The organism is Dinoroseobacter sp. S375 (genome assembly GCF_049800775.1).
In the GTDB taxonomy this organism is placed as follows: domain Bacteria; phylum Pseudomonadota; class Alphaproteobacteria; order Rhodobacterales; family Rhodobacteraceae; genus Dinoroseobacter.
On the sequence record NZ_JBNAFR010000001.1, the window covers coordinates 712,532 to 731,455 of the forward strand.

Consider the following 18,924-nt stretch of genomic DNA (forward strand, 5'->3'; position numbering starts at 1 on the left):
CCCCGGGCATGCAACAGCTGTGTAACAGCCCCGCGTCAAAGCCATGTCACTTCTGTAAAAGCCGCACTGGCGCAGAAGTGACTGCCGCCGCACCACGCCTTGTGCAAAACTGGCGCGACGGGCAAAGGAGCACCCCATGACACGACATCCCCTTCGCGCGGCCCTCCTCGCTGCCGGCCTGAGCCTTGCAAGCGGCGCAGCACTTGCCAGCCCCTCGGTGATCGAGCGGGTGGAGGCGCAGCGCTCCGGCGACAGCTATCGGATCTCGGTCACTCTCAGCCATGCGGATACGGGCTGGGACCACTATGCCGATGGATGGGAGGTCCAGACCCCCGATGGCACGGTGATCGGCACCCGTGTCCTCTATCACCCCCATGTCAATGAACAGCCCTTCACCCGCAGCCTCAGCGGCGTGATCGTCCCGCCCGGCGTGACCGAACTTGTGATCCGCGCGCGCTGCAATGTGGACGGCTATACCGGCACGCCCTACCGGTTGCGCCTCACCAACTAGGGCCCCGCGCGGATCCGCGCGACGCCCGTTTCATTGTTCCAAAAATACTCACGGCGCGCGATCTGCCAGCCATGACCGCCGCAGGCAGCAGCGCTCAGCCCGGCGTGCTGCGCCGCCCTTCGCGCAGCCAGGCCGCAATGGTCAGAAGCGCCACCAGCGCGAGGAACAGCCAGGCCGCGATCAGCGGGCTGATCCGCAGATCCGTGGTCAGGGCCGCCTCGCGCGGGGTCAGGCCGATCCAGCCGCGCCCGGCCGCGTTGCGCCCCTCGCCCACATCCCGCAGGCGCGGCACGCCATTCTCCAGCGTCAGCACCCCGCCCCGCGTGGCAATCACCGCCGGGGCGAGCTTGTCGCCGCTGGCAAGGGTCTCTTCGAACTCGCGCGGCGCGGCGGGCCCGAGCGCCACAACGGCCTCCAGATCGCCCTCCGCAAGCCGATAGAGCCCCGGCTCCGCACCGGTGAATTCCGCGCTCCAGCGGCCGGGGGCGATCTCGGTCAGCGGCACCACGGTTTCCACCCCATCGGGGCCGACAATCGTCACCTCGCGCTCCCCATCAGTGAGCGCACGGCGCGTGATCGTCATGGTCTGCCCCTCGGCGGTCGCGGTCAACGCGTCCTCCTCAAGCTCGGGCTCTTTCATCATCCAATGGGCCAGACGGCGCAGCAATTCGAGCTGCGGCCCGCCCCCCTCATAGCCCCGCGACCAGAGCCAGGCGTGATCCGAGGCCAGCAGCGCCACGCGCCCCTCGCCCACGCGGTCCAGCAACAGTAATGGCCGGTCCCCGGGACCGGTCATCACCACATCGCCCGCCATGGGCTCCACCTCGATCAGGCGGAACCAGCGGCCCCAGGGGGTCTCCCCCTCTGCCAGGTCCGCGGGCGCGAGCCCCGCCGTCACCGGATGCCGGTCGCCCACATCGCTGATCGCGGGGGTGAAGCCCTCTTCGATGACCTGCGCCGTAGGCTCTCCGGGCAGGATATCGGCCAGCGGCGAGCGGTAGATCGAATTGGCAGACGCAAAATCAGGCCCCGCCGCCACCAGAACCGCCCCGCCGGATTCCACATATTGCGCGATATTGGCGAGATAGATCTGCGGCAGGATTCCGCGCCGCCGATACCGGTCGAAGATGATCAGGTCGAAATCATCGATCTTCTCGAGAAAGAGCTCGCGGGTCGGAAAAGCAATCAGCGACAGTTCCGAGACCGGCACGCCATCCTGCTTTTCAGGCGGGCGCAGGATCGTGAAATGCACCAGATCCACCGCCGAATCCGACTTCAGAAGGTTGCGCCATGTCCGCTCGCCCGCATGGGGCTCGCCCGAGACCAGCAGCACCCGCAGCCGGTCGCGCACGCCGTTGATCTGCACCACGGCCGCGTTGTTGCGGTCGGTCAGCTCGCCCTCCGCCTCGGGCACCGAGAGCTGCACGACATTCATCCCGCCATGCTCCAGCATCAGCGGCACGGTGATGTCGCGCCCCACCGGCACGTCCACGGCAAAGCCCTCGCCGCCATCGATTGCAATCTGCAACGAGACCTGCCCCCGGGCGGCTTGCGGGACATCGCCCTGATCCTCGATGCTGAGCGTCAGCTCCACCTCTTCGCCCAAGATTCCGAAGGCAGGTGCGGTCTTGACCACGAGGCGGCGATCCCAATCGCCCTCCCGCCCGGTCAGCAGCAGGTGCAGCGGCGCCGGCAGGGTCGGCATCGGGCCCAGATCATGGACCTGCCCGTCGCTGAGAAGGATCGTCCCCGCCAGTCGCGCCTGAGGGATTTCCGTCAGCGCCTCGGTCAACGCACCGGTCAGCAGCGTGCCCGCATTGCCCGGCCCGTCGCCCACGCGCACCACTCGCAGCTCGGTGTTGGAGCGCGCCTCGATTTCCGCCGAGAGCTCGGCCAGCGCCGCCTCGGTCTGCTCCGCCCGGTTCGAGATCCGCTGGCTGGCCGTGTCATCCACCACCACCAGCACGATATCCGTCAGCGGGCTGCGATCCTCCTCCTGCAGGGACGGGTTGGCGAGCGCCACAAGCAGGGCAGCCGCCGCTAGCCCCCGGATCCACGCGCCCAACAGGCCGCGCGCCCCGGCAAAGAGGAGCAGGCCCGCCATGAGCACCGTCAGCACCGCCAGCGCGACCCAAGGCAGGTAGGGGTCGAAGATCACAGTCCCCGTGGTCATTGGCCGAGCCTTTCCAGCAGAGCAGGCACATGGACCTGATCGGATTTATAGTTCCCGGTCAGCACATGCATGATCAGGTTCACGCCAAACCGATAGGCCAGCTCGCGCTGCTGACGCCCCGAGAAGCCGCGCCCGATGGGCACCATGGCGCGCCCGTTTTCATCCGTGGCCCAGGCCGCCGCCCAGTCATTGCCGCCGATCACCACCGGGGTCACACCGTCATTGAGGTTGCGGAAGGGCATCCCCTCGACCTGCTCGGCATCCGGCGGGGCTGCCTCGACCCAAAGGGTCCGCCCCTGATGGCGCCCCGGGAAATCCTGCAGCAGGTAGAAGGTCCGCGTCAGCACATGATCCGCCGGCAGCGGCTCCAGCGGGGGCACATCCAGAGGGGCCGCGAGCGCGCGCAGAGTGCGCATGCCCTGACTGTCATTCCCGAAGCGCGAGACATCCGCATCGCGCGTGTCGAACAGGATCATGCCGCCACCGCGCAGATACCGGTTCAGCTTGGCATAGGCCTCGGCAGAGGGCAGCGGCTGACGGTCGGTCACGGGCCAGTAGAGGAACGGGAAGAAGGCGAGCTCATCGGTTTCGAGATCCACGGTGATCGGCTCGGCGGGTTCGATCGAGGTGCGCTGGGTCAGCACACGCGACAGACCGCGCAACCCGGCCAGCGCCGTGGCGTCGAGCTGGGTATCGCCTGTCCGCACATGGGCAAGGACAACTGCGCTCGTGGCCTCGAGGGCCAGCACGTCATCCGGGACGCCCTGAGCCTGCCCTGGCGCCGGGGTCATGGCCAGCAGGGCCGCAAGGATTAGCGCCGCGGGGGCCGCGCGGTGGCTCTGGCGCAAACGGCCCGAGAGCCAGAGCGCGGCCAGAATATCCAGCGCCAGCAGCATGAGCGCCGCCGTCAGAAGCCACCCGGCCAGCGGCTGATCCTGCTGCGCCTCCATGCCCTCGACCGTGATCGAGGCGGGCCAGACCGCCGGGGCCAGCGCGGCCTCCGGACCCAGAACATTGCGCGCCAGACGGCGGTCGCCGCCCGCATAAAGCCCCGGGGGCACATCCGCGCTGAGCGGGGCCTCGGCGAGGTCTTCGCCCGGAATGCCCGCAAGCTGCCCGGCATCCTCCAGCGTGCCATAGGGCCCGAGCACCTGCTCGGCGACCCATGTGGTGCCCGAAAGCGCCTCGGCGGTCAGCGCTGCGGGGCGCGACGACACGGCCAGACGCTCCAGCATCTGCACGAAAAGCCCCGAGAGCGGCAGGCTCGACCATTCCGCATTCGCGGTCACATGGATCAGCACCACCTGGCCCTGTCCCAAAGCCTTGCGCGTGACCAGCGGCGTGCCATCGGTCAGCGCCGCGATCACCCGGTCCGGCAAGCTGGGGTCCGGCTGGGCCATGACCTGTGCGGTGACGGTGACATCCTCGGGCAGAGGCAGACCAAAGAAGGGGGAGGTTTCCGCAAAGGGCCGCAGGGATTTCGGCTCGCCCCAGCTCATGGCGCCGCCGACCGAGCGTCCGCCCGCGCGCAAGCGCACGGGCATCAGCGGATCCTCGGAGGTGCGCGAAACATCCGACGCGGCCAATCGCGGCCCGGCAAAGCGCAGCAGCAGCCCCCCGTTTTCAACCCATGCCTCAAGGCCCTCGGCCTCGCTCGGCGCGAGCTGGGCTACATCGGCCAGAATGATCACATCCGGGTTGGCGGGCAGCGCATCGACCAGCGGCACCTCAAGGATATCCGCCGTAGGCGTGAGCGCCCGGCGCAGGTAGTGCAGCGGCGTGAGCAGCTCCAGCCCCTCGCGGTCATCCCGACCGGAGAAGAGCGCGATCTCACGGCGGCGCAGGGCGTCATCGGCAAGGCTGACCGCGCCCGCCGTGGTCTGGCCGGGGATCTCGAAGCGGGTGATGCGGTTGCGCAGCTCCGGCGGCAGGTCGAAGGCGGCCTCGGCGGATGTAGCACCCGCCTCAAAAGTGATCTCGGAACGGCCCAATTCCCGCGTGATCCCGTTGGGCCCGGGGCCACGGGCGATCACCGTCAGCGCACGCTCGCCCGCAGCCGGGCTGCGCAGAACCTGCGCCGTGACATCGCCATCGCTGATCTGTGCCGGGGTCAGGCCGAACACGGCACGCGGGCTTTCGAACACCCGCACGGTGCCGCGCGCCTCCAAAGCGGCGAGCACATCTGCGCGCCCCTCCCAGTCGAGCCCGTCGGACATCCAGAAGGTGTCGAACGCCCCCTCGACCGCCGCGAGCCAGTCCAGAACCTCCGCGCCGTGGACCGGCCAGGGTTGCGGCTGCACGCCTGGCAGGCGCGCGCGTTCGGCTTCGGGGGCACCGAAGGCGATCTCCGCAGGTGGCAGGTCGGTCAGTGTCACCAGTGCCACCGGGCGTCCGTCGCGGGCCGCTTCGGACAAAAGCGCCTCGAGCCGGTCCTGCCGCGCGGACCAGTCCCGCGCCGAAGCCCAGCTCGCATCCGCCGCGATGAGCAGCGGGCCGTTGCCCGGTGTGCGCTCATCCGGGTTCAGGATCGGCCCGGCAAAGCCGAGGATCATCGCCGCCACCGCCAGCGCCCGCAGCAAGAGCAGCCACCAAGGCGTCTTGTCGGTCTCGCTCTCGGGGTCGTTCAGCCCCAGCAGCAGCGCGACGCCCGGAAACCGCCGCGTGATCGGCGCCGGGGGCACCGCCCGCAGGATCAACCACAGGATCGGCAGCGCCAGCAGAAGCAGCAACAGCCCGGGAGAGGCAAAGGCGATGGGTCCGAGGGAAAACATCAGCGCACCTGCTCCAACGCGTGATAGAGCCAGAGAAGCGGGTCCTCGGGCGGGTGGTCCGTATGGTGAATGTCGAGCCGCCAGCCCGTACGCCGGGCCAGCATATGCAGCCAGTCCTTGCGCTCGGCCAGCCGTTCCAGATAGGCCTCGCGCAGGCCTTTGGCCTTCAGCGTCTCGAACCGGATCGCGCCCGACATGCTCTCGAAGACGGTGCGCCCGTCATAGGGAAACGCCTCTTCATCCGGGTCGAGAACCATCACCAGCGCGCCCTTGACGCCCCGGTCGGCCGCCGTGGTCAGGGCCTTTTCGATCGGCGCGGTCTCGCCCAGAAAATCCGACAGGAACGCCGCCCTCGCGCCCGAGGGCATCACGCGGGGCACCGGCACGCCGTAATCCTCGGGATCCTTGGGATCCATAAGCGCGGCCGCCAGCCGGATAAGCTGAGTGTTCCCGGCCTTGGGCGGCTCCGGCAGGGTCATCAGACCCACGCGCTCACCCGCGCGCACCGCGAGGATCGCCAGCGCCATGCCAATGGTCTGGGCCCGGCGCAGTTTCGAGGGGCGATTGCGCCCGCCGGTAAAGCCCATGGATTGCGCATCATCGACCCAGAGCATCAGGCTCTGCGCCGCCTGCCATTCCTTTTCGCGCACGAAGGGGCTGTCGGCCCGCGCCGAGCGGCGCCAGTCGATGGCGCGCACGCCGTCTCCGGCCTCGGCAGGGCGGTATTGCCAGAACTCATCGCCCATACCTGCCCGTTTACGCCCGTGATTGCCGAGCATGATCGAGGCCGCCAGATGCTCTGCCGCCACCATGAGCGGTGGCAGGCTGCCCGAGACGGTCTCGGAGCGGTGGCGCAGGCTGTCAGGAGTGTGGAGCGCCTCGGAAAATCCGGATCGGCTCACGCGGCCTGCTCAATCCGGGTGACCCCGTGGGTGACGCTGTCGATCACCTCTTCGAGCACCACGCCCTCGGCGCGTGCCGCAAAGCTGAGCGCCATGCGGTGGGACAGGATCGGACGCGCCAGAGCCGCCACATCCTCGGCAGAGGGTGCAAGCCGGCCATCCAGCAGGGCGCGCGCCCGAACGCAGAGCATGAGCGATTGCGCAGCCCGGGGGCCCGGCCCCCAAGAGACCGAGCGTGACACGGCGTCATGGGCTTCGGGTTCATTCGGGCGGCAGGCCCGCACCAGATCGAGGATCATCTCGACCACCGCATCGCCCACGGGCATGCGCCGGACGACGTCCTGGGCGTGGATCAACTCAGGCCCGGTGAAGACCGGATGGGCCTTGGCGCTTTCCGAGCCGGTGGTCGCCATCAGGATCCCCTTTTCCGTCTCGCGATCCGGATAGTCCACATCGATCCGCAAGAGGAACCGGTCGAGCTGCGCCTCTGGCAGGGGGTAGGTCCCCTCCTGCTCGATCGGGTTCTGCGTGGCGAGCACATGGAACGGCGCGGGCAGCGGGCGTTCCTCACCCGCGATGCTCACATGCTTCTCCTGCATCGCCTGCAACAGCGCGGACTGGGTCCGCGGCGAGGCGCGGTTGATCTCGTCGGCCATCAGCAACTGGCAAAAGATCGGCCCCTCAAGAAACCGGAAGGAGCGCGCGCCATCGGCCGCCGTCTCCAGCACTTCGGAGCCGAGAATATCCGCAGGCATCAGGTCGGGCGTGAACTGCACCCGGTTGGCGCTCAGCCCCATCACCGTGCTCAGCGTGTCCACCAGCAGGGTCTTGCCCAGTCCCGGCAGGCCCATCAACAGAGCATGTCCACCCGACAACATTGCATTGAGGGACAAGTCCACAACCGTGGGTTGTCCGATGATCTGGGTCGCGATGCTGGCCTTGGCCTCGGCGAGTTTTTCACCCAGCGTCTCGATATCTTTCACCAGGGTGTCTGCGTCAGACATGTCCGCTCCTTGCCGTTGCCTTATATAGTCTCATTAAAGGGAAGTATGGCCCGTCTGACAAATGGCAAAAACTATGAGCGCACAAAACATCGTGACCCCGACCGCGGATGACCTCGCCGTCTCGGCTCAGGCCGCCTCGAAACAGGGGCCGCCGCCCGTGCATCTGTGGAACCCGCCCTTCTGCGGCAACCTGGATATCCACATCGCCCGGGATGGCAGCTGGTCCTATCAGGGCTCGCCGATCAGCCGGGCGCCGCTGGTGCGGCTCTTCTCGTCGATCCTGAAGCTGGAAGACGGCAAATACTATCTCGTCACCCCGGTCGAGAAAGTCGGGATCACGGTCGAGGACGCGCCCTTCGTGGCCACGGATTTCGAGGTCAGCGAGGAAGACGGCGCACAGGTGCTGACCTTCACCACCCAAGTGGGCGATACCAGCCGCGCCGGGGTCGAGAACCCGATCCGCGTCTCCCGCGACCCGGAGACGGGCGAGCCGGCGCCCTATATCCATATCCGCCGCGGGCTCGAGGCGCTGATCGACCGCAAGAGCTTCTATAGATTGGTGGAATTGGGCGAAACCGCCGAGATCGAAGGCACCGAATGGTTCGGTCTGCGCTCAGAGGGTGTGTTTTTCCCCATGATCCCGGCGGCGGAGTTGCAGGGCGTCTGACGCGCCCTGCCCTGTGGTGTCAGGCCGCGCGACGGCGGCTCAGGCCGAGCCCGCCCAGCGCGCAGAGCAGCAAGAGCCCGCTCATCGGCAAGGGGATGACCGCCGGTTGCGGCAACCCGCTCAGACTGCGCGTGGTGTCGCCGAAGCTGTCGATCTCGATCACGACCTCGCCCTCCCCCATCAGGTCGAAGGTATCCGCATCCGTCTTGAACAGGATCGTCTCAATGAGATCACTCTGAGTGTCGCGAGGATCCAGGTAAGTGACCGTGATGGTATCACCATCCGCCGACCGCTCGATCAGGGGCACGTAGGGATCGAAGTCGAGGATCCAGCCCACATCCACCTCAAAACCGGCAAAGCCGGAAACGCTGAACACACGCGCGCCATTCAGGAGCCCGGCGAGGCTGTCATCGATCGACCGGAAATCGTAGCCAAAGGTGGTATGGCCCGAGCTGGTCTCGAAGACGGCGAAATTGATCTGACCGGTCACGGTGTAGAGGTCATCGACGACCCCGCCCCCGCTGAACCCGTCGCGCTGCTCGGTCGCCGACACAGATCCCGAGGCGACTTGGGTCCCCAGAAAATCCGGGTCCCCGGCAACGACCTTGCCCGTATCGAAATAGGCCAGTTGATCGAGGGTTGTCCCCGGCAGCAAAGGCACGGCCTGAGCCGCACCAGCGGCCAGAAGTGCGCCAGAAAAAACAAGAGATTTCAAGAACATGAAATTGAACTCCGTAACTGAGAATACATCATACCGCAAAAGGTTAACACGACCTCGGCGACCTGCCTAGTCGCATTGGTGGATCACCTCAGACCCTAGCCACGGGCGTTGTGATCGGGGGAGTCGAGCAACATGGCCGGCCCAGATGCGGAGGAACCTGCTAGCATATCATGCACAGCGACGATGGCATGCGCGCGCTGTTTTCGCTGCGCAAGACGTCCATCGCGGCTGCGTCCGGGTCCACTGGCAGCTGCAAGGTTCGGAGGGGATGCTGAGCGCGGGTCTGTACCTCCCCTCGCCACCAATGGCGGCACGCGGTCGGTTTTTCGCCAAGGGATGGGCCCTTCGGTGACTTTGTCGCTGACGCGGCGGGGCGGACGCGTTAGACCCCGCGCATCTGCCCCTTGCGCGAGAGTGCTGCGATGCTGCCTGCCCGATTTGCCCCTTATCTCTTTGCCCTGATCCTGTCAGGCGTGATGTCGCTGATCGTGTCGGGCGTGGTGACCTTCAAGGCCCTCGGGATGCCGCCGGGCTTTGTCGGGCTCTGGTTGAACGCGTGGCTTTTTGCTTGGGCCGTGGCCTTCCCCAGCGCCCTGTTCGCAGGGCCGCTCGCGCGCAAGCTCGTGGCGCGCCTGACCACGCAGGGCTAGCGACGGAAGGGGCTCGGGCGCAGGCCTGCTGCCGCGCTTTGGGTCACATCCGAGATGCGTTTCGCACGGGTCGGCGCGGTTTTCGCAGTCTTGATCCATTCCAGCGTGCCGCGCTTGACTGAGCGGGGCCAAGCCTCCCAGACCGAGACAAGATCCCCCAGAGCCGCGTCCAGATCCTCGGGGCGCTCCAACCGCTCCACATCGTCAAGAAAGACCCACATGCCATTCGCCTCAGCCTGCGCGATCACCGCCTCGCCCGGGGGCTGCATGAGACCGGCGGCGCGCAGTCGCGCGACCTTCTCCTTGTTGACCCGCGACCAGGCGGATTTCGGATTGCGCGGGCTGATGCGCAGCTTGGCCCGGTCCGCGTCCACGCGCCCGGTGACGGAATCCACCCAGCCCCAGCAGAGCAGCTCGTCAATCGCCGCGTCATAGCTGAGATAGTGGTCCGTGTGCTTCTTGTAGGTGATCATCCAGACCGACGCCGTTTGCCCGTGATGGGCCGCGAGCCAGTCGCGCAGATCCGCGCGGCTGCGGATCTCGATCTCTTCAAGGCTGCTCATGGCGCCACTCACCGGGGGCCAGATCGTTCAGCTGCCACGCGCCGATCTGGGTTCGGACCAGGCGCAGGCAGGGCAGTCCCACAGCGGCACACATGCGCCGCACCTGCCGGTTCTTCCCTTCCGTGATCGTCAGCCGCAGCCAGGCATCGGGCACGGTTTTTCGGACGCGCACGGGCGGGTCCCGGGGCCAGAGCCAGTCCGGCTCCGGCACTTGCGCCACCTTGGCCGGGCGGGTCGGCCCATCCTTGAGGGTCACGCCCCGGCGCAGACGCTCCAACGCGTCGGGCCCGGGGGTTCCCTCGACCAGCGCGTAATAGGTCTTGGGCATCTTGGCGCGCGGTTGAGTGATCCGCGCCTGCAGCTTGCCATTGTCCGTCAGCAGGAGCAGCCCCTCGCTGTCGCGGTCCAGCCGCCCGGCCGCATAGACACCGGGCAGATCGATCCAGTCCTTCAACCCGCGCCACTGCCCCTCGGGTGTGAATTGCGACAGGACGTTCATCGGCTTGTTGAAGGCGATCAGCATGACGCGCGACCTAATGCGCCTCGGCCCAGCTCGCCCCCTGCCCTGCATCCACGGTCAGCGGCACGTCGAGCCGTACGACCGGCTCTGCCGCGCCCTCCATGATGTCGCGCACCACGGGGATGACCGTCTCCACAGCCTCCTCGGCGACCTCGAAGATCAGTTCGTCATGGACCTGCAAGAGCATCCGCGCGGGCAGATCGGCAATCGCGCCCGGCATACGCACCATGGCGCGGCGGATGATGTCCGCCGCCGTGCCCTGGATCGGCGCGTTGATCGCCGCGCGCTTGGCGAAGCCGGCCTGCGGTCCCCGCGCGCCGATCTCGGGCGTGTGAATCTTACGGCCGAACAGGGTCTGGACGAATTTGTTCTCTTTCGCGAAGGCGACCGTGTCGTCCATATAGGCGCGGATCCCCGGGAAACGCTCGAAATAGGTATCGATGAAGGCCTGCGCCTCGCTGCGCGGAATGCGCAGGTTCCGCGCGAGGCCGAAGCCCGAGATGCCGTAAATCACCCCGAAATTGATCGCCTTGGCCTGACGGCGGATCTCGGGTGTCATCTCGTCGAGCGGCACGTCGAACATCTCCGACGCGGTCATCGCATGAATGTCGAGCCCGTCGCGGAACGCGGTTTTCAGCGCGTCGATCCCGGCGATATGGGCGAGGATCCTGAGTTCGATCTGCGAATAGTCGAGACTGACCAGCACATTGCCCGGCTCGGCCACGAAAGCCTCGCGGATGCGCCGCCCCTCCTCAGAACGCACGGGGATGTTCTGCAGGTTCGGATCGGTCGAGGCCAGACGCCCGGTATTCGCACCGGCAATTGAGTAAGAGGTATGCACCCGACCGGTCTCGGGGTTGATATGGTCCTGCAGCGCGTCCGTATAGGTCGATTTCAGCTTGCTGAGCTGACGCCAGTCGAGCACCCGGCGCGGCAGGTCATGCTCGGTCGCCAGATCCTCAAGCACATCCGCCGGGGTCGAGTACTTGCCCGACTTGCCCTTTTTGCCGCCCTCGAACCCCATCTTTTCGAACAGGATATCGCCAAGCTGCGCAGGGCTGCCCACATTGAAGCTTTCGCCCGCAAGCTCGTGGATCTCCGCCTCAAGCCCGGCCATCTTCTGGGCAAAGGCATTGGACATCCGGCTGAGCGTATCGCGGTCGACCTTGATCCCATGCATCTCCATCTCGGCGAGGACCGGCACCATGGGCCGCTCCATCCGCTCGTAGACCTTGGTGACCTGCGCCACATGCAGGCGCGGCTTCAAAAGCTGCCAGAGCCGCAGAGTAATCTCGGCATCCTCGGCGGCGTATTTCGCGGCCTCGTCGATGGGGACGAAATCGAAAGTGATCGCGGATTTGCCCGTGCCCAGCAGGGTCTTGATCGGGATCGGTGTGTGGTCGAGATAGCGCTCGGACAAAGCGTCCATGCCGTGATTGTGCAGCCCCGCATGGAGCGCGTAGCTCAGCAGCATCGTGTCATCGATGGGCGCGACCGAGATCCCGTTCCGGGCCAGGATCTTGGCGTCATATTTCATGTTCTGGCCGATCTTGAGGATCGCGGGATCCTCCAGAACCGGCTTCAGAAGCGCGAGCGCCTCGTCGAAATCCATCTGGCCCTCGGCCAGCTTCGGCTCCGACGAGAACAGATCCGTCTCGCCCCCGCCATCCTTGTGGGTTAGGGGCAGATAGGCCGCCTTGCCCGGCTCCACGCAGAGGCAGATGCCCACCAGATCCGCGCGCATCTCGTTGAGCCCCGTGGTCTCGGTGTCCACCGCCACATAGCCACGGGCGTGGATCGTCTCGATCCACGCGGACAGCGCGGCGGCATCCCGAATGGTCTCATAGGCGCTGGGGTCGAGCGGGGGCAGGTCCACCGCGTCTGCCTCGGCAGACGCGGCCACGGGCTCGGGCACGGCAGGGGCCTCGACCCCCAGTGTCGCCGAGATCCGTTTTGTCAGCGTGCGGAACTCCATCTCAGCCAGAAAACCCAGCAGGGTCTCGGGCTCCGGATCGCGGACCTCCAGATCATCCAGTGTGAAGCCCAATTCCATCTCGCAATCGAGCTGCACGAGCTTCTTTGACAACTCGATCTGGGCGCGGTGCTCGATCAGGGTCTGGCGGCGCTTAGGCTGCTTGATCTCCTCGGCGCGGTCGAGCAGGTCTTCGAGCGAGCCATATTCGTTGATCAGCAGGGCAGCGGTTTTGATCCCGATCCCGGGCGCGCCGGGCACGTTGTCCACGGAATCCCCGGCGAGCGCCTGGACATCGACCACGCGCTCGGGTCCGACGCCGAATTTCTCGTGCACCCCGTCCACATCGATGGTCTTGTTCTTCATCGCGTCGAGCATCTCGACCCCGCCGCCCACGAGCTGCATCAGGTCCTTGTCGGAACTGATGATGGTGCAGCGCCCCCCGGCTTCGCGCGCCTGCACGGCCAGAGTGGCGATGATGTCATCGGCCTCGAACCCCTCCATCTCTTTGCAGGCGATGTTGAAGGCCTCGGTCGCGGTCCGGGTCAGGGGGATCTGCGGGCGCAGATCCTCGGGCATCGCCTCGCGATTGGCCTTGTACTGATCATAGAGGTCGTTGCGGAAGGTATGGCTGCCTTTGTCGAAGATCACCGCCACATGGGTCGGCGCGTCCGAGCCGGTATTGCCCTCCACATAGCGCTGCAGCATGTTGCAGAACCCCGACACCGCCCCGATGGGCAGGCCGTCGGATTTCCGCGTCAGCGGCGGCAGCGCGTGATAGGCGCGGAAAATGAACGCCGATCCGTCGATCAGATGCAGATGATGTCCCTTGCCAAATGCCATGGCCGCCCCCCAGGTCTCGCGTCGCGTTCCAAGCGATATAGCCTTGCACCGGGATTGGCGAGGGGTCAGCGGCCAGTTCAGGCCGGTGGCAGCGCGGTCTGGGTCATATGGATGAAAATCGCGATGAAATAGAGCACGCTCGCGGTGACCACGAAGCCATGCCAGATCGTGTTATGGAACCGCATGCGCGTGGCCAGCAAAAACGGCACCCCGACGGAATAGAGAAGCCCCCCCGCCACCATCAGCATCACCACCGGTCCCGAGAGTGTCGCCAGAAGCCCCTGCCCCCCCACGACAATCGCCCATCCGAGCCCGAGACAGAGCAACGCCGAGGGCAGCACCGAGCGATGGCGCCGCAGGCTCGACAGAACCACGCCAAAGGCCGCCCCGCTCCAGATCGCGGTGAGCAAGCCGAACCCCGTCCCCGACAGAAGCGCGAAGGGCGTATAGGTCCCGGCAATCTTGACGAAAATCGCCCCCTGATCGAGCGCGCGCAGCCGCACCACCCAGTCCGGGCGCGGCACGTGATTGTAGAGGAACGAGCAAAAGAGCATCGCGATCAGGCTGCCGCCATAGATCGCCAGCCCGGTGATCGGACCCGCGCCCAGCTTCCACACGGCGGCCAGGGTGATCAGCACGGGAACCGCCGCGAGGGCTGCCCCCAGCGCACCGAGATGCACCACCGCATCGCTGATGCGTTCGGCGCGGGTATAGGGCCGCTCGGGATCTCGGTAGTGAGTCATGGGGAAATCATAGCATGATTATCCCCTCACACCGGGTTAACCGCACGGAACCCGCCCCGGCGGCAGGGGTTTGCCCAGTCCGAACGGCCATGTCGCAGTAGTCAACGGCCCTCGGCCCGCACCAGCCCCGTTCGGAGGCCCGGCAGCACGCCAGCGGACCCAGCGCCCGGCAAGCCTCAGTCGATGGCGATCTTGCCTTCGAAATCCTTGTGGATGTAGCGCGCATCGCAATAGGGGCACTCGACCCAGCCATGCTCTTCGGGGATCTGGAGCCAGACGCGCGGATGGCCCAGCGCGCCCTCGCCCCCATCACAGGCGATCCGCCAATCGGTCACGATTTTGGTCTCGGGGACAGCGGTGGGCATGGGAGGGCTCCGTCGATAAGATCACAAAGTCTTGCCTCGGAGCGCGCGCACCCCTAGGTCGGGCGCATCATACGCCTTGTCCCGCCCCGAACAAGAGCTTGGGGCCCAGAGGCGCACGGGGGGACGCCATGTCACATCAAAGCTCCGCGGCGGCGATCGAGATCACCGGATTGCGCAAAACCTATGGCGCGGCCAATGGCCAGCCCCCCAAGGACGCGCTGAAGGGCGTGGATCTGACGATCCCGGCAGGGTCGATCTTTGGCCTGCTGGGGCCGAATGGGGCGGGCAAATCGACTCTGATCAACATCCTCGCCGGGCTCGTGCGCAAGACCGAAGGTCAGGTGCGGATCTGGGGGTTTGATCAGGATGTGAACCCGCGCCAAAGTCGGGCCGCGATCGGGGTGATGCCGCAAGAACTGAACCTGGATCCGTTCTTCACCCCGCGCGGCGCGCTCGACATGCAGAGCGGGCTCTACGGGGTGCCGCGCAGCGAGTGGCGCACCGATGAGATCCTCGCGCTGATCGGGCTGAGCGACAAGGCGGACGCCTATTCGCGCTCGCTTTCGGGGGGGATGCGGCGGCGGCTCTTGCTGGGCAAGGCGCTGGTCCATACGCCCCATGTGCTGGTTCTGGACGAGCCGACCGCCGGGGTCGATATCGAACTGCGCCAGATGCTGTGGCGCAATGTGCGCAAGCTCAACGAGGAGGGGATGACGATCATCCTGACAACCCATTACCTCGAAGAGGCCGAAGAGATGTGCGACGAGATCGCGATCATCAACCACGGCGAAAAGATCGCCCAGGACAAGACAGCGAACCTGCTGGGGCGGCTCGATGCCAAGACGCTTGTGATCACACCCGAGGCGCCCGTTTCAGGCCCGCTGCCAGAGATCCCGGGCGTGCAGGGGCAGATCCGCCCGGACGGCACGCTCTGCTTTGCCTATCGGCGCGGGCAGATCTCGGTCGAGACGATCCTCGAGGCCGTGCGCCATGCACAGATCCATATTCGCGAGCTGGCCACGGAAGAGCCCGATCTCGAAGATGTCTTCGTGGCGCTCACGCGCAGCGCGGACGCGGCCTAGTCGGCCCCGGTCTCGCGCCCCTCGAGCCGGGCTGCCAGATCCGAAGCGTTGAAGAGCCGCCGCACCGCCTCGGCATAATCCATCTCAGGCGCGAAGGCGCCCGTCTCGAGAAAAGCGACCGATTGGGCGATCACCTTGGGATCGTTCATCATCAGCGTATGGGTCACCGGCAAGGTGATGTGATCGGCCATGCCCGCCACCCGGGTCCGCGCGACCGAGACCTTGCCGTCATCCTCGCCGGGCAGGACCTGTGAAAAGAGCGGGTTGAGGCTGCTCGTGCCGGCGATCACGCCCGTCTCGAAGGGCACCGGCCCGAGCCGGTTGGGCACCGAGTCCGGCCCCGTCCCGAGCTGGCGCCCTGCGGGTCCGTTCACCCACTGGAACAGCGCCCAGTCGCCCAGTTCATCCACGAGTTCCGATCCCTGATTGGGCGGGCCCAGCATCACCACGCGGCCGATCCCCTCGGGCCCGGCCTCCGCCGCATGGGCCCGCAACAGGATCCCGCCCATGGAATGGGCCACCACATCGGCAGCGCGGGGCGCGCAGCCCGCCAGTGCTTCGGGGACGACCCGCGCCGCGAGGGTTTCCACCGTCGCCTCGGTGGAGGCATAATCCGGCGTGATCACCTTGTGACCCAGCCCGCTGAGGACGACCTCCATCACCGTGAAAGACGCATCGCTGCGCGCCAGCCCATGCAGCAGGACGATACAGGCCGCGCTGGCAGGTTGGGACAGAAGGGTGCAAGACAGGGCAGCAAGGATCAGGGCACGCATGGTCGCAGGTTATCCGCCCGGCCCGGCCAAGGCGATAGGCTTGCCAAGGACGGGACGCAACGACACTGTGGCAGGATGCCCCCAAGCTCCCCCAGACTGGCCGTGCGCGCCCTGATCCTCGACGCGCAGCAGCGTCTCTTGCTGGTGAATGCCTATCCGGGTGGGCGCAGCGACCTGTGGTGCGCGCCCGGTGGCGGGGTGGAGCGGGGCAGCTCTCTGCCCGAGAACCTGATCCGCGAAGTGCATGAGGAGACCGGCCTGCGCATCGCCGTGGGTGCGCCCTGTCTGGTCAACGAGTTCCACGATCCCGCGGGCAGCTTTCATCAGGTGGATCTGTACTTTCGCGCGACGATCACTGCCGGTCAGATCGACCCGGATTGGCGCGACCCCGAGGGTATCGTGACCGAGCGACGTTTCGTGACCCGGGCCGAGATGGCCGCCTTGCGCGTGAAACCCGACAGCCTCGCCGAGGCCGCCTGGGGCACGGGCGTGCTCTATGATCCGCTGGAGCCGATTGTCCGCTAGCCCTTGCGCAGGGAGATCGCCACGCCGCCCAGCACCAGCAGCGTCGCGAGCCCGGTGAGCCATGTCACCGCCTCGCCCAGCAGGATCAGCCCGCCCAATGCGGCGATGACCGGCACGGTGAGCTGCGCCACCGCCGCCCGCGTTGCCCCGAGCGAGGGCAGCACCGCGTACCACAGCGCATAGCCCAGCCCCGAGGTCAGAGCCCCCGAGACCACCGCCAGCACCACGCCCGGCAGCGTGAGCGGATCGGAGCTTGCCCAGACCAGCCAGGCCAAAAGGCCCAGTGGCAAGGCCAGCAGGAAGTTCGCCGCCGTATCCGCCAGCGGCGCGCGACTGCCCCGCCCGTGCAGCGAATAGATCCCCCAGCCCACTGCCGCGATCATCATCAGCCCAAGTCCCAGCGGGTCCGGTCGCCCCACCGCCCCCGGCCACAGCAAGAGCGCAAGCCCGGCCAGCGCCATTCCCGCGCCCAGCCAGCGGGCCAAGGGCACGGTGTCGCGCGCCAGAAGCGCACCGGCGAACATGGTGATCTGCACCCCGCCAAAGAGGATGAGCGCCCCGAGCCCCGCATCCAGACTGAGATAGGCAAAGGAAAAGCCCAGCATATAGGCGGTCAGGCTCAGCACCCCGATCCAGCGCCCGGGCGAGGTCAGCCCCAGCGGTCCGCGTCGCCGCGCGAGCACCACCAGCATGAGCGCGCCTGCCGCGAGCCGGATCGCGGCAAAGGCCGCTGGGCCGATCCCCGCCTCGGCCAGCGCGGCCCGGTTCAGCAGGGAATTGGCGGCGAAGGCCGTCATGGTCAGGGCAACAAGCGCAAAAAGGCGGGGGCCGGAAAGCGGGGCAGTGGCAGACGTCATGGGCCAGCCAGATCACGGGGCGGCGCGGCGGGCAAGGCCGGATCACGGGCCGCCGTGCAACTCCGCGTGAAACCGGGCCGCGCCTAGCCCAGCAACCGCTCGGCGAAGGCCCCCCCGAGAAACGAGACTACACCGCCGGAAAAGCTCGCCGCGACCTGACCCGTCGCCTGCTCCAGCACCACGAGATCGGCGCGCTGGCCCGGGGCCAATGTCCCGCGATCCGAAAGGCCGAGCATCTCGGCCGGGCGCGCGCTGACCCGGTCCCAGACCGGGGCGAGGGCCGGGCTCACCCCACCGGCGAGATCCAATGCCGCGGCCTTCAGCGAGGGGTAGTGGTAGTCCGAGACCAGCGCATCGCAGAGCCCATCGGCGATCAGGTCCCGGGCCGAGACATTGCCCGCGTGGGATGCGCCGCGCATCACGTTGGGTGCGCCGAGAATGATCGGATCGCCCTGCGCGCGGGCGGCCTGTGCGGCCTCTGCGGTCTCGGGAAACTCGGCAATGCGCACCCCCATGGCCCGGGCCGCGTGACGATCGGCGGCGCTGTGATCATCGTGGCTGCCCAGGGTCACCCCCCGGGCGACCAGCGCGCGGGACAAGGCGGCGAGCCGCGTGGGGACTTCGGCGCTGCGGGCGTGGAGCTCTTGCATCAGCCGCAGATGGGCCTCCGGGTTGCGCCCGCTCTTGAGCGCCTGCCCGGTCAGGCGCGGCGGGCGGCGGCCCTCGGCCAACCGCTGATGCGGCAGGTGATCATTGAAGACCACATAGCGGATCCCCGTCTCGGCGATGAAGGCCTCCACTGCGGGGAAATCGTCGATCATATGGGTCTCGAGCCGCAGCTGGATCTGCATATCCGTGCGCAGGCGGTCGCGGGTCGCGGTCAGGGCGCGGACCAGCTCACGCGCGAAGTCGGGGCTGCGCATCCCGCCTTCCCAGGACCAGAACTGGGCGAGGATCGCCGTGGTGATGCCCGCTGCCGCCAACTCGGCATCAAGCGCGAGCAAGCCCTCTTCGGTCGTGCGCAGCGCGCCCCGGCGCGGGGCCAGATGCCGCTCGAACCCGTCCCCATGCAGATCGATTAACCCGGGCAGGAGCGCGTAGCCCTCCAGATCAACCTCCCGCAGGTCGGGGGCGTCCGACAGGATCCGCCCGTCCGAGATCGCGAGCGTTTCAAGCGCACCCGCGCGCGGATCGAGGATCAGACCGTTATGGAACCGAAGCGACAACATGGGCGGGGTGATGCGCCGGGCAGACGGCGGGTGCAAGCCCCCTCGCCCGGGAC

At 67.2% G+C, this 18,924-nt stretch carries 18 protein-coding genes; 5 read left to right on the forward strand and 13 right to left on the reverse strand.

The window, feature by feature from the left end; all coding sequences use genetic code 11:
* Positions 1-136 precede the first annotated feature (136 nt).
* Complete coding sequence (locus tag ACP150_RS03430) at positions 137-511, forward strand: hypothetical protein (protein WP_424965141.1); 375 nt, start codon at positions 137-139, stop codon at positions 509-511.
* Positions 512-605: 94 nt separating this feature from the next.
* Here the strand turns inward: ACP150_RS03430 and ACP150_RS03435 are convergent, their stop codons facing one another.
* From ACP150_RS03435 to ACP150_RS03450, 4 genes are read right to left on the reverse strand one after another with little or no spacing between them, the layout of a single operon-like run.
* Positions 606-2,684, reverse strand: coding sequence for a hypothetical protein (locus ACP150_RS03435; RefSeq protein WP_424965142.1), 2,079 nt, complete (start codon positions 2,682-2,684; stop codon positions 606-608).
* Entirely contained in the window at positions 2,681-5,455 is a 2,775-nt protein-coding gene (locus ACP150_RS03440) for a DUF4159 domain-containing protein (RefSeq protein ID WP_424965143.1), read from the reverse strand. Before ACP150_RS03440 ends, ACP150_RS03435 begins: the two co-directional genes overlap by 4 nt.
* Positions 5,455-6,357, reverse strand: a complete 903-nt coding sequence (locus tag ACP150_RS03445; protein WP_424965144.1) for a DUF58 domain-containing protein — start codon at positions 6,355-6,357, stop codon at positions 5,455-5,457. Before ACP150_RS03445 ends, ACP150_RS03440 begins: the two co-directional genes overlap by 1 nt.
* Positions 6,354-7,361: an AAA family ATPase gene (locus tag ACP150_RS03450; protein ID WP_424965145.1), complete on the reverse strand. Its 1,008-nt coding sequence runs from the start codon at positions 7,359-7,361 to the stop codon at positions 6,354-6,356. The genes ACP150_RS03445 and ACP150_RS03450 overlap by 4 nt, the downstream gene beginning before the upstream one ends.
* Positions 7,362-7,422: 61 nt before the next feature.
* Between ACP150_RS03450 and ACP150_RS03455 the strand changes: the two genes are divergently transcribed.
* Positions 7,423-8,028 (forward strand): DUF1285 domain-containing protein, encoded by a 606-nt coding sequence (locus ACP150_RS03455; RefSeq protein ID WP_424965146.1) that lies wholly within the window; start codon positions 7,423-7,425, stop codon positions 8,026-8,028.
* Between the two features lie 19 nt (positions 8,029-8,047).
* On the opposite strand, the gene ACP150_RS03460 is transcribed toward ACP150_RS03455, so the two are convergent.
* Positions 8,048-8,749, reverse strand: a complete 702-nt coding sequence (locus ACP150_RS03460; RefSeq protein WP_424965147.1) for a hypothetical protein — start codon at positions 8,747-8,749, stop codon at positions 8,048-8,050.
* A gap of 422 nt (positions 8,750-9,171) precedes the next feature.
* Here ACP150_RS03460 and ACP150_RS03465 point away from each other — a divergent pair, with 422 nt between their 5' ends.
* Positions 9,172-9,399, forward strand: coding sequence for a DUF2798 domain-containing protein (locus tag ACP150_RS03465; RefSeq protein WP_424965148.1), 228 nt, complete (start codon positions 9,172-9,174; stop codon positions 9,397-9,399).
* Here the strand turns inward: ACP150_RS03465 and ACP150_RS03470 are convergent.
* The 5 genes from ACP150_RS03470 to ACP150_RS03490 all read right to left on the reverse strand — a co-directional run bounded on the left by ACP150_RS03470 (position 9,396) and on the right by ACP150_RS03490 (position 14,405).
* Positions 9,396-9,962: a YdeI/OmpD-associated family protein gene (locus ACP150_RS03470; protein WP_424965149.1), complete on the reverse strand. Its 567-nt coding sequence runs from the start codon at positions 9,960-9,962 to the stop codon at positions 9,396-9,398. The two genes, ACP150_RS03465 and ACP150_RS03470, sit on opposite strands and share 4 nt — an antisense overlap.
* Positions 9,949-10,485: a pseudouridine synthase gene (locus ACP150_RS03475; protein ID WP_424965150.1), complete on the reverse strand. Its 537-nt coding sequence runs from the start codon at positions 10,483-10,485 to the stop codon at positions 9,949-9,951. The genes ACP150_RS03470 and ACP150_RS03475 overlap by 14 nt, the downstream gene beginning before the upstream one ends.
* Before the next feature lie 10 nt (positions 10,486-10,495).
* Positions 10,496-13,297: a DNA polymerase I gene (gene polA / locus ACP150_RS03480; RefSeq protein ID WP_424965151.1), complete on the reverse strand. Its 2,802-nt coding sequence runs from the start codon at positions 13,295-13,297 to the stop codon at positions 10,496-10,498.
* Positions 13,298-13,374: 77 nt separating this feature from the next.
* Positions 13,375-14,040, reverse strand: coding sequence for a PAQR family membrane homeostasis protein TrhA (gene trhA / locus ACP150_RS03485; protein WP_424965152.1), 666 nt, complete (start codon positions 14,038-14,040; stop codon positions 13,375-13,377).
* 176 nt (positions 14,041-14,216) lie between these two features.
* Positions 14,217-14,405 carry a zinc-finger domain-containing protein gene (locus ACP150_RS03490; RefSeq protein ID WP_424965153.1) on the reverse strand — a complete coding sequence of 63 codons (189 nt, stop codon included), beginning with the start codon at positions 14,403-14,405 and terminating at the stop codon, positions 14,217-14,219.
* Positions 14,406-14,533: 128 nt separating this feature from the next.
* Between ACP150_RS03490 and ACP150_RS03495 the strand changes: the two genes are divergently transcribed.
* Entirely contained in the window at positions 14,534-15,487 is a 954-nt protein-coding gene (locus tag ACP150_RS03495) for an ABC transporter ATP-binding protein (protein WP_424965154.1), read from the forward strand.
* On the opposite strand, the gene ACP150_RS03500 is transcribed toward ACP150_RS03495, so the two are convergent.
* The gene (locus ACP150_RS03500) at positions 15,484-16,260 is read right to left on the reverse strand and encodes an esterase/lipase family protein (RefSeq protein WP_424965155.1); all 777 of its coding nucleotides are present in this window, start codon (positions 16,258-16,260) and stop codon (positions 15,484-15,486) included. The genes ACP150_RS03495 and ACP150_RS03500 overlap by 4 nt on opposite strands.
* 75 nt (positions 16,261-16,335) lie before the next feature.
* Here ACP150_RS03500 and ACP150_RS03505 point away from each other — a divergent pair, with 75 nt between their 5' ends.
* Complete coding sequence (locus ACP150_RS03505; RefSeq protein ID WP_424965156.1) at positions 16,336-16,785, forward strand: NUDIX domain-containing protein; 450 nt, start codon at positions 16,336-16,338, stop codon at positions 16,783-16,785.
* On the opposite strand, the gene ACP150_RS03510 is transcribed toward ACP150_RS03505, so the two are convergent.
* Both ACP150_RS03510 and ACP150_RS03515 read right to left on the reverse strand, forming a co-directional pair.
* The gene (locus ACP150_RS03510; RefSeq protein WP_424965157.1) at positions 16,782-17,642 is read right to left on the reverse strand and encodes a DMT family transporter; all 861 of its coding nucleotides are present in this window, start codon (positions 17,640-17,642) and stop codon (positions 16,782-16,784) included. The two genes, ACP150_RS03505 and ACP150_RS03510, sit on opposite strands and share 4 nt — an antisense overlap.
* A gap of 83 nt (positions 17,643-17,725) precedes the next feature.
* A complete protein-coding gene (locus ACP150_RS03515) occupies positions 17,726-18,871 on the reverse strand; it encodes an alpha-D-ribose 1-methylphosphonate 5-triphosphate diphosphatase (RefSeq protein WP_424965158.1) in 1,146 nt (381 codons plus the stop codon).
* Positions 18,872-18,924 lie beyond the last annotated feature (53 nt).

Bases quoted from the DNA above. Each gene is read 5' to 3' on its own strand.
- ACP150_RS03495 (WP_424965154.1), top strand. From the start codon at position 14,534: ATGTCACATCAAAGCTCCGCGGCGGCGATCGAGATCACCGGATTGCGC.
- ACP150_RS03470 (WP_424965149.1), bottom strand. From the start codon at position 9,962: ATGAGCAGCCTTGAAGAGATCGAGATCCGCAGCCGCGCGGATCTGCGC.
- ACP150_RS03450 (WP_424965145.1), bottom strand. From the start codon at position 7,361: ATGTCTGACGCAGACACCCTGGTGAAAGATATCGAGACGCTGGGTGAA.
- ACP150_RS03435 (WP_424965142.1), bottom strand. From the start codon at position 2,684: ATGACCACGGGGACTGTGATCTTCGACCCCTACCTGCCTTGGGTCGCG.
- ACP150_RS03440 (WP_424965143.1), bottom strand. From the start codon at position 5,455: ATGTTTTCCCTCGGACCCATCGCCTTTGCCTCTCCCGGGCTGTTGCTG.
- polA (WP_424965151.1), bottom strand. From the start codon at position 13,297: ATGGCATTTGGCAAGGGACATCATCTGCATCTGATCGACGGATCGGCG.
- ACP150_RS03505 (WP_424965156.1), top strand. From the start codon at position 16,336: ATGCCCCCAAGCTCCCCCAGACTGGCCGTGCGCGCCCTGATCCTCGAC.
- ACP150_RS03515 (WP_424965158.1), bottom strand. From the start codon at position 18,871: ATGTTGTCGCTTCGGTTCCATAACGGTCTGATCCTCGATCCGCGCGCG.
- ACP150_RS03490 (WP_424965153.1), bottom strand. From the start codon at position 14,405: ATGCCCACCGCTGTCCCCGAGACCAAAATCGTGACCGATTGGCGGATC.
- ACP150_RS03455 (WP_424965146.1), top strand. From the start codon at position 7,423: ATGGCAAAAACTATGAGCGCACAAAACATCGTGACCCCGACCGCGGAT.
- ACP150_RS03430 (WP_424965141.1), top strand. From the start codon at position 137: ATGACACGACATCCCCTTCGCGCGGCCCTCCTCGCTGCCGGCCTGAGC.
- ACP150_RS03510 (WP_424965157.1), bottom strand. From the start codon at position 17,642: ATGACGTCTGCCACTGCCCCGCTTTCCGGCCCCCGCCTTTTTGCGCTT.
- ACP150_RS03460 (WP_424965147.1), bottom strand. From the start codon at position 8,749: ATGTTCTTGAAATCTCTTGTTTTTTCTGGCGCACTTCTGGCCGCTGGT.
- trhA (WP_424965152.1), bottom strand. From the start codon at position 14,040: ATGACTCACTACCGAGATCCCGAGCGGCCCTATACCCGCGCCGAACGC.
- ACP150_RS03475 (WP_424965150.1), bottom strand. From the start codon at position 10,485: ATGCTGATCGCCTTCAACAAGCCGATGAACGTCCTGTCGCAATTCACA.
- ACP150_RS03465 (WP_424965148.1), top strand. From the start codon at position 9,172: ATGCTGCCTGCCCGATTTGCCCCTTATCTCTTTGCCCTGATCCTGTCA.
- ACP150_RS03500 (WP_424965155.1), bottom strand. From the start codon at position 16,260: ATGCGTGCCCTGATCCTTGCTGCCCTGTCTTGCACCCTTCTGTCCCAA.